Raw genomic sequence first — 10568 nt, 5'->3', positions numbered from 1 at the left:
GTTTAGTTTTCAAAGAACAAGCTTGTTACTTCGTTTGAAGCAACTTTATAACTATAACACCTCAGTAATTCGTTGTCAACCAACTTATCAAATATTTTTCAACACCAACAAGTTGTTAACTCGTCAATAACGACTGCTTTAATATACTACCACCTAGTTTAGACAACGTCAATAAAAATTTCAAATAAATTTGTATATCCACTTTCTTCTATTAATAAGTATAAAAGCCGATCCAAACATTTGGACCGGCTCCCAATTTACTTAGTAATCTTGATGATTCCTTCTTGCTTCAACTCCACTTGACCTTGTTTATTAATAACGACTTTTTCACCCTCAGCTAAGTTCGTGAAGACAATTGGTGTGATTGTAGATGTTGCGTGTTCTTTAATGTAATTTAAATCTACTTTCAATAAAGGCTGTCCTTGTTCGACAATGTCATTTTCTGACACTAATGTCTCAAATCCTTGGCCTTTTAAATTAACAGTATCAATCCCCACATGAATCAGTATTTCACGACCAGTATCAGATAAAATACCAATTGCATGTTTTGTTGGGAATAGGTTTACGATTTTTCCGTTGACAGGTGAAACAATCGTTCCTTCTGCCGGTACAATCGCAAAGCCATCGCCCATCATTTTTCCAGCAAACACCTGATCCGGCACTTCGGTAATCGGTTTGATTTCACCTTTAAGCGGCGCTGCAAATACTTCATTTTCACGTGCTTTTTGAAGTGCATCTGAATTAGTGGCCCCGCTTTGTTGTTCTGCACCTTTTTCTGGTGTATCAACAGAAGTCGTACGAGGTCTCTTACCTGACATGATATCTTTCATTTGTCCTTTGATTGTTTCAGAGCGTGGTCCAAAAATCGCTTGAATGTTATTACCTACTTCAAGGACACCCGCAGCTCCAAGTTTTTTCAGTTGGGCTTTATCAACGTTTTTACTATCATTAACCGATACACGGAGACGTGTAATACAAGCATCTAAATGAGCAATATTTTCCTTACCACCCATTGCATCTAAAATATTAGCAGCTAAATCACCTGAGCCTGCTTTGCCTGTCGGTGCTTGGCTATCATCATCTTCTTCTAATTCACGACCTGGTGTTTTTAAATTCCACTTGCGAATCGCAAATCGGAAACCAAAGTAATAAATCAACGCAAAGACAAGACCTACTGGTATAACGATCCACGCATTTGTTTGTGGGTTAATTAAACCAAAAAGAATATAGTCAATTAATCCACCTGAGAACGTCATCCCGATTTTTACATTTAACAAGTGCATTGTCATAAAGGATAATCCCGCAAAAATTGCGTGGATTCCAAATAATACTGGAGCAACAAACAAGAATGAGAACTCAATTGGTTCTGTAATACCTGTTAGGAAAGAAGTTAACGCTGCAGAAGCCATCAATCCCCCTACAATCGCTTTCTTTTCTGGTCGAGCTTCATGGTAAATGGCTAGTGCTGCTGCAGGAAGTCCAAACATCATAAACGGATATTTACCCGTTGTAAATGTACCTGCAGTTAAATGTTGGACATTATCTTTAATTTGTTCCATGAAAATACGTTGGTCACCACGTACAAGATCGCCAGCAGAATTTGTATAGCTACCAAATTCATACCAGAATGGCGCATAGAAAATATGATGCAATCCAAATGGAATTAACGAACGTTCAATGACCCCAAAAATAAAGGCAGCAACAGTTCTGTTTGCATCAACCATGTTAGTGGAGAATAGATTCAAGCCTGTTTGAATTGGAGGCCAAATAACAATCATTAGCAATCCTAAAAGAACAGTACTTGCAGCCGTTGCAATTGGAACGAATCGCTTACCAGCAAAGAATCCTAGATAGGATGGCAATTCAATTTCGAAGAATCTATTATACATATACGCGGCAATCAGACCGACGATGATACCTCCAAAAACTCCGGTTTGCAGTGTTGGAATCCCTAAAACAGATGCGTAACTTTGAGGATTTTTGGCAAGTGCATCTGCATCTATACCTAAAGCTGTTCCCATGGTTGCATTCATAATCAGGAACCCTACAATCGCAGCAAGTCCAGCTACACCTTCTCCTCCAGCTAGTCCAATCGCTACCCCAACAGCAAATAACAAGGACAGGTTACCAAATATAACACTACCTGCCTGCTCCATAATTTTCGCAACCATCGCGATCCCACTATTATCTAAGAACGGGGCGAGGTCAATTAATGTTGGGTTTTGAAGCGCATTACCAACTGCTAATAATATTCCGGCAGCAGGCAAGATCGCTACTGGTAACATAAGCGCTTTACCGACTTTCTGTAAAACACCAAAAGCATTTTTAAACATAAAAAATACCTCCTAATTTTTTGTTTAGCTCATAAAGCGGTTACATTATCCAAAAAAGGCAATAAAAAAAGGCATGAGTAAAAAATCAACTGAATGAAACCATGGGTATAGATTACCCCATTAACTTCATTTCAATTAAACTTTTTACTCATGCCTGATCGAATCAGTAACACGTAAAAAATAATTGCTATTTAAATTTTTTCTGAAGTCGCTGCAAATGCATTGTTAAATATACTGCTTCTGCATCAAAGACTTTCAATTTTAATGATTGTTGCATCACTTTAATGAGCTTCCATGAAAGATTATAACATACAGGATATTCATCTTTCAATAGGGAAGAAATTTTTTCTGGTTCATCGACTTTTTCACCCTTAACTACTCTATCAATGGCAAAGCGAAGGTGACGAACCAGTCTCATATAATCGATTCCTTCTTTATCTATCTCTATTTCAAGCTGCTCTTCAACCATATCGACCAATATACTGACTAGTTGTGAGTGTTGATTTACATCCGAAAGATTTTTATTTGTTAGCGCACTATGAATATGCAGGGCGATAAATCCTATTTCCCCAATCGGAAGGCCAATTCCTGTCTTATCCTTAATGAGCTCCACGACGTCTTTTGCCACTTCGTACTCGTGACGGTAAAGCGTTTTCGTCTCCACTAAAAATGGATTTTTCAATTCCATTCCTTGCGAGACCCTCGTTAAAGCAAACATAAGATGGTCCGTTAATGCCACATGGATATGTTCGTTTAACACCGAATTTGTTCGTTGCTTGATTAATTCAATGGAGGTTATGATTACCTCTAAGTATTCATTATCGATAAAAGGAAGCAATTTAATATAATTTTCTTGCTCCTTTTCATTTTTTAAGACAAAGAGTTTTTCCACTGAATCTGTTTCGATATAGTCCCCGCGCTTGCGATTAAAGCCAAGTCCTTTGCCGATCAAAACAACTTCTCCATAGGAAGGGTGTTCAGCAATTAAAACATTATTATTTAAAACCTTTTCAATCAGCAGTTCTGCCATACCCAATTCCCCATTTCTACCTTTTAACCTATTATTTACAGGATAAAAGAGAGAAAACAGGAAGTCAACGACAAAGTTCGACAGCTACATGAACTTACGACTAGTAATTTATTCAAATTTCATCCCTCTCAACCCAATAAAAAAGAACTGTGGCAGCCCACAGTTCCTTTTGACTTATTTTAAGAAAATGAAATATAGTACAAAGATTACAAAAAAGAAGTACATGACCGGGTGGATTTCTTTTGTTCTGCCCTTTACGATCATCGTAATTGGGTAGAAGATAAACCCAACAGCAATACCAGTGGCAATACTGTAAGTCAGTGGCATCGCAATCATCGTTAAGAATGCTGGAACAGCAATCTCAAAACGCTGCCAATCAATTTTCCCTAATGAAGATACCATTAATACCCCAACAATAATTAAAGCAGGTGCCGTTACAGGTGCTGTAACAACCGATAATAACGGAAAGTAGAATAACGATAAGATAAAGAATCCGGCTGTTACTAAAGCTGCAAACCCAGTTCTCGCTCCAGAGGCGACCCCTGCAGATGACTCAATGTAAGACGTTGTAGTGGATGTACCAAGTACTGCACCGACAGTTGTTGCAATCGAATCCGAAATTAACGCGCGTCCAGCTCGAGGCAGTTTATTGTCTTTCATAATTCCCGCTTGGTTCGCCACTGCGACAAGTGTACCAGCATTGTCAAAGAAATCAACAAACAAGAAAGTTAGAATAATTCCAAGCATTGCAGTTGTATAAAAAGAACTATCTCCGAACGAAGAGAAGGCTGCACCAAAGGTCGGCGCTAAACTTGGAACTGAATCGACTACTTTATGCGGCATATCAATTAAGTTAAAGATCATTCCGACGATTACTGTGATGACCATTCCATAAAATACGGCACCATTAATACCTCTTGTCATCATAATTACTGTAACAACGATCCCAAAAATAGCAAGTAAAGTAGGTCCTGCTGTCAAATCGCCTAAACCAACAAGTGTTGCATCATTATTGACCACAATACCAGCATTTTGTAATCCGATAAAGGTAATGAATAAGCCAATCCCGGCACCAACGGCGTGTTTTAAATCGACTGGAATGGCGTTAATAATTTTTTCTCGCAGGCCAGTGAGCGTTAATAAGAAGAAAAATACACCTGAGATAAGCACTGCGCCAAGGGCATGCTGCCAAGGAATCCCGCTTCCTAATACAACTGTATAAGCAAAGAACGCATTCAAGCCCATTCCCGGGGCTAGTGCTAGTGGATACTTTCCAAGAAGTCCCATGACAATCGATCCTATCGCTGATGCGAGGGCTGTTGCCACAAATACGGCACCATAATCCATTCGTAAGGCATCAGGATAATCCTTTATCGATGCTAATGATAATGTTAACGGGTTAACAACTAGTATATAAGCCATCGCTAAGAAGGTGGTCAGTCCACCAATAAACTCGCGGCGATAATTTGTACCGTGTTTCTCAAACTCAAAATACTTCTGCATTTCTTTTCCCCCTATGAATCTTTTCTTTATTATGCAAAAAAAAGCTCCGGTATATTCTACCGGAGCGTGACTTTAGGCATGTGCAATAATAGAGGAAAAGGAAGCTAGCCTCTTTATTAATGACACTTCCTCGTAGTCAAGCCATTTACGGTGGCTCGGTAGAAACTTTTGGGCCATATCCCCAAGATTATACGATGCAATTATTATATTCTCTTAACTCGTTTTTTATTTTAGCAGGAAAAAAATATCTTGTAAACAAAAAATACGAACGATTTTAAAATTAAAATTGAAATCGTTCGTGAATATTTCACTCCTAAAATAAATAAGAACTGGAACTATAGTTCCAGTTCTTACGTTATCGCTTTTCTTATTGTCTAACTCCAGCGCCTAGGCGCTTCTGCTTTTCTTATTCCCACTCAATTGTTGCTGGCGGCTTGCTGGTAATGTCGTACACTACCCGGTTCACATGCGCTACTTCGTTAACAATACGCGTCGAAATTACTTCTAGGACATCCCACGGAATCCTTGCCCAATCGGATGTCATTCCGTCAATCGAGGTAACTGCTCGGATACCGATGGTATAATCGTAAGTTCTTGCATCACCCATTACCCCGACACTGCGAATGTCTGGAAGTACGGTGAAATACTGCCATATTTCTCGGTCAAGCCCAGCCTTTTTAATTTCCTCACGAAGGATCCAATCCGAATCACGAACGATTTCAAGTTTATCATCTGAAATAGCTCCTAGGACGCGAATTCCTAGACCTGGGCCTGGGAAAGGCTGTCTCCAGACGATATCATCCGGAATGCCAAGCTCTGTTCCAAGTGCACGGACTTCATCTTTAAACAAGGTGCTTAATGGTTCAATTAAAGTAAACTGCATATCTTCTGGCAGACCGCCTACATTGTGATGTGATTTAATCGTCTGTGCCGTAGCTGTACCACTTTCAATGATATCGGTATAAAGCGTTCCTTGGGCTAAAAACTCGATGCCCTTAAGCTTTGTTGCTTCATCATCAAATACATAGATAAACTCATTGCCGATGATTTTCCGTTTCTTTTCAGGGTCAGAAACGCCTTCCAACTTCGATAGGAAACGTTCTTTAGCATCGACCTTGATTACATTCATATGGAAGCCTTCAGAGAAAGTCTTCATCACACTTTCTGCTTCATTTTTACGGAGAAGACCATGGTCCACAAAAATACAAGTTAGTTGGTCACCAATCGCTTTATGAATTAACACGGCAACAACGGAAGAGTCAACCCCGCCACTTAAGGCACAAAGCACCTTTTTATCGCCAACCTGTTCGCGAATCTTCGCCATCTCGATTTCAATGTAATTCCCCATTGACCAATCACCGCTGCTTTTACAAACGTTAAAAACAAAATTTCTAAGCAATTCATTTCCATAAACAGAATGACGTACTTCCGGATGAAACTGAACAGCGTATAGCTTTCGCTCTTCATTACTCATCGCGGAAATCGGGCAGGTTGGGTTCGTGCCGTCAACAGTAAAACCTGCAGGAGCTTCTACCACAAGATCGCCGTGGCTCATCCATACGGTTTGCTCTTTAGGCAGGCCGCTAAATAGCGCTGATTCATGCTGCACCGTCATGGTTGCTTTCCCGTATTCACGTTCTTTAGCTTTTTCAACCTTCCCATTGAAATGGACAGTCATTAATTGCATCCCGTAACAAATTCCGAGAATAGGCAGACCCATTTCAAATATTTCTTCATCACAACGGAAGGAATTTTCATCGTACACACTGTTTGGTCCGCCCGAAAAAATAATCCCTGTTGGGTTTAATTGGCGAATTTCTTCTGCTGTAATCGTATGCGGATGCAGTTCACTGTATACCCCGAACTCGCGAATCCTGCGAGTAATTAGCTGGTTATATTGACTCCCAAAATCTAATACAATAATCATTTCATGCTTTCCTGGCAAAGCATTCACCCCAATTTTCTAAAGATATAGTTAGTATTAACCGTAACAACAAATGATATAAAAAAAACTAGAATTCTCCCTCCATTAAATATCAGGAAGGCAGAATTCTAGTTTTCTTGCAAGATGCTCACAGAAAAATCCTGCCTTCATAGTCAGGTCATTATACGGTGACCCGGTAGAGACTCTCGAACCTTATTTTCGAGGATATATGAAGGAAACGTACATATTTTGAAAAGCGCACACACCATATAGCGAATTCCGCTAATAGCTTACGCTAGACATTGAATAGTACATATTGTAACAATAGGTCGTTTTTCTGGTCAAGCAATTGTTTTTTTGATTAAATTTTCCCATAATTCATGCGATTCTTCCCAAGTTCCCTTTGGCAGGTTTTGATGATACACATAATTTTCATAAATAGCTGTCAATCGGGACATCTCTCTCGTCGAAAAGAACGAATCAATATAACGGGCATAGTTCCTCAGTGTTTGGTTCTCCTTCCGCTTTAAACCGTAGCGATCGAACTGTTCTAATAAAGCCAGGTAGGCAGCACCGAAACTTTCATCCTTTTTCTTGAACCGATAAACCGCTAACAGCAAGTACGGAACCCACTTCCCACGGCCCCGATAAAGAATCGTAAATACTCCTGCTAAGAGTATGAATATAAGAACCATCCGCATCCAATTATTTTTCAAAAACAATTTTGAATCAGTCCATATTCTTTTGATATCAGAGAATTGATTCGAATCATTTGACGCCTTCGTATCATTAAGATTTTCCTGCTGAGGCTTTTTCACAGTTGGGGTGCTGGTTTGCGGATTAGATGATGATGTCGCTGTTGATTCATAATTGATGATGATTTCATTTGAAAAGCCCTTTGTTGGCTCAAATGGGACCCAGCCTTGATTTGGAAAAAAGACCTCCACCCAGGAGTGGGCATTATTATTTGTTACTTCATAAACCTGTACCCCTGAAGCCTCATCACTATATTGGAGAAAATCTCCGCCCGTAAACCCTTTGACCCAGCGAGTGGGAATCCCCAGTGTTCGAAGCATAACCGCCATGGATGAGGAGAAATTATCGCAATAACCCCTTTTTGTATCAAATAAAAACTGATCGACATAATCATCGTTGGTGTCAGGCACCGCAACATTTTTTTGGTCGTAGGTGAATTCCGCTTTTCCAAAATAACTTTCCACTGCCTTCGCTTTATCGAACCAATTCGATTTTGAGGCAGTAATTTCTTCTGCTAACTCTTTAACTCTAGGTGGGAGCCCCTCGGGCAGTCGGGTATACTTTTCATAAAATTCAGGGTTGATGCTTGTCGGATCAAAACTAGTTGTTTGGACTAAATCCTTTGCTTTATATTTGGGTGTTTCAAATTCAACTGTAAAGACGCGAGGTACAACAGGAGCTTTGTTATGATTGTAAAAGCTGATTCTCTCATTCGTTGTATCGACCTCAAAGTCATTTCCAGCTGCATCAAGCGGCAGAATTTTTAACACTTTATTAATACCGGCAGGATACATAAGATAGTTATAATTATAACCTACATGGGTTAATACACGGGCGGATTCCTTAATTGTCTCCACAGTTTTAGGCAATGAATAAACAGGGACCAAGTCTTCCTGTCGGAAGGAAATGGGCGTTGTCCCAGATGTTAGCCAGCCTTTTCCTGTGTACACATCCTTCGTTTCCATCTTCCAATAACTTTTTCCGTTCGCTTCATAGTTAAAAACCGGGTTGTTGTCCCCTATAAATGGGCCGCCTAAAGCCGAATCATTCGTTCCGTAGCCAATTCGATGCACACCACTAAGATTGCGTTCTGGAACTTTATCGTTATTAGCTGTTAAATAGGGAACAGGATCGGGCCATATCGGTTCAGCTTTTGGTACCACTATTCCTAGAAAAACACTAAATGCAATCATTCTTGCTAGCGGCACCATCCACTTTCGAAAGAAAGCTGGCTCGATGTTTACATTCTCCCTCTGGATAATCCGGTAAAACGTCAGCATCCCCATTACCGCAAAACCAGCCACCACTGTTCTGACAATCGCCGCTTTTGCGCTATAAGGGGTAAACGTATCCAAAACCGTAATATAAATCAATGTCATAAGATAAAAGATAAATATTCGTTTCCGGTTTAAGAGCCAATAATGAATTAAATAGACCATTAGCCAAAGCAGGACAAAGAATAATAGTGTCCGGAACTCATTGGATAAGTCGTTCCAGTCCCTTGCAGCGATCAAGCCAATATTATCGATCACATCCGTTAATAAGGACTTAACCCAGCTAAACTGAAAGAACCCTTCATCATAGTGGATGCGGTTGATAGAATATAAGATAAATATCATTTTAATCAGATATTGCCAAATCCATTTTAGATGTAAAAAAGAGAGGGCAAACGAAATAATCAGGAAAATAATAAATGTTTCAATATGTTCCGTTTCCGTTAATTGTTCAACTGGACGAAGCCACTCCCATAATAATAGAAAACCAAACGTATATAACAGAAACGACGGATAATCCCTTTTAATCAAAAAAGTTCACCTCCGAAAAGGCTGCCTTGTGTTGACCTTCATGAACCATAACAATCCGCACCCCTCGTGCATTGGCCATTGCAATGAGTGATCTTTCGTTTTCTGTTGGGGATTCTTTCTCCCCCTTTATTAGAAAAATCGTAATGGTTCCTCCTTTTCGTTGTCCAAGAAAACTTGCTTTTTCAATCAAGGGTTTGGTTATCTGTGCAGTGACAAGCATAAATGAAACCGTTTGTTGGATAAACAGACCATCTGTATCTAACACCTTTTCAAAAGGTGAGATACATTTCGCTTCTATTTTTGCTAAATGATAAAAGAGTTGCTGGAGATGCTGTTCTCCGCCTCGGATCGGGAACGATGCCCGCTCGTTGCTAATCGTTAATAGGCCTGTCTGGGCTCCTTTTTTCAAAATGGCCCGCAGCAAGGAGGCGGTAAACGATACAACTGGCTCAAAGTGCTTATCCGGTACACAATCCATGACAACGAACACATCGTGTGATTGCCGCTGCTCAAATTCCTTTGTCATTAGTACGTTTCGTTTCGCAGAGGCTTTCCAGTTAATCCACGAAAATCGGTCACCAGGCTGGTAGTCCCTTACTCCCGTAGCCATTGATGTATCACGCTGCACACGTTCCCTTGATGCGGTCAGCCCTTGATCATACTGATTTTCAAATGGACGATATGATAACTCAGAATAAGCTGGATAGACAATAATTTTTCCCTCTACAGTTAACCTTTTTTCTTTTTCAAATAAACCAAGTGGATCACCGATTCTTAAGGTAAAGGACTGAAAAAAATGTTCACCGCGCGGCAGCTCATCAATGATATATTCATAAGAAAATTCCTTTTTCAAGCCCGGTAAAAGAAGTGCCTTTGGTTTCTTTTGCTGATTGGCAAATTTCAAGGAATCCTCTAAGTTGTCCTCGACAAGTAAATAAAATAACGGAAAGGATTTTGACCTTTTCACTGTAACTGCTACCTTTAAAGGTTCCCCCGCGTTGTAATCCAATTTTTGCAATATTCTTGTGACTTCAAGTTCATTTAAGGAGTAGAAGGATATGGCCACACAATAGATCGCAAAGGGTAAAAAGCTATAAAATAAAAACCAGCTGACAAACCCTCCTTGGAACATCGCGTAAGAAAAGGTTAACAGAATCAAAAAAAGTAACAGGATAAACTTCCACACTTTTTTGATTGGAATCCAGAGCTTTTTCATT

6 protein-coding genes and 2 riboswitches are annotated in these 10568 nt (G+C 39.8%); all 6 genes read right to left on the bottom strand.

The genetic code is table 11. The features are described from left to right. Positions 1-257: 257 nt before the first annotated feature. Positions 258-2333, bottom strand: coding sequence for a glucose-specific PTS transporter subunit IIBC (gene ptsG, locus J7E67_RS01320; RefSeq protein ID WP_214715715.1), 2076 nt, complete (start codon positions 2331-2333; stop codon positions 258-260). A 187-nt stretch (positions 2334-2520) separates the two neighbouring features. Next, positions 2521-3363: a glucose PTS transporter transcription antiterminator GlcT gene (gene glcT, locus J7E67_RS01315; protein ID WP_214715714.1), complete on the bottom strand. Its 843-nt coding sequence runs from the start codon at positions 3361-3363 to the stop codon at positions 2521-2523. A gap of 174 nt (positions 3364-3537) precedes the next feature. Next, positions 3538-4866, bottom strand: coding sequence for an NCS2 family permease (locus J7E67_RS01310; RefSeq protein WP_214730731.1), 1329 nt, complete (start codon positions 4864-4866; stop codon positions 3538-3540). A 113-nt stretch (positions 4867-4979) separates the two neighbouring features. Then, positions 4980-5081: riboswitch (purine riboswitch) on the bottom strand. 191 nt (positions 5082-5272) lie between these two features. Beyond that, positions 5273-6793 carry a glutamine-hydrolyzing GMP synthase gene (guaA, locus tag J7E67_RS01305; RefSeq protein WP_214715724.1) on the bottom strand — a complete coding sequence of 507 codons (1521 nt, stop codon included), beginning with the start codon at positions 6791-6793 and terminating at the stop codon, positions 5273-5275. A gap of 147 nt (positions 6794-6940) precedes the next feature. After that, positions 6941-7043: riboswitch (purine riboswitch) on the bottom strand. A gap of 88 nt (positions 7044-7131) precedes the next feature. After that, entirely contained in the window at positions 7132-9351 is a 2220-nt protein-coding gene (locus J7E67_RS01300; RefSeq protein WP_214730729.1) for a transglutaminase TgpA family protein, read from the bottom strand. Further along, positions 9344-10567, bottom strand: a complete 1224-nt coding sequence (locus J7E67_RS01295; RefSeq protein ID WP_214715713.1) for a DUF58 domain-containing protein — start codon at positions 10565-10567, stop codon at positions 9344-9346. Before J7E67_RS01295 ends, J7E67_RS01300 begins: the two co-directional genes overlap by 8 nt. Position 10568: the final 1 nt, after the last annotated feature.

Source organism: Bacillus sp. ISL-46, from assembly GCF_018613205.1.
The sequence above is the reverse complement of the archived record's forward strand: the minus strand, read 5'-3'. Positions and strand labels throughout refer to the sequence as shown.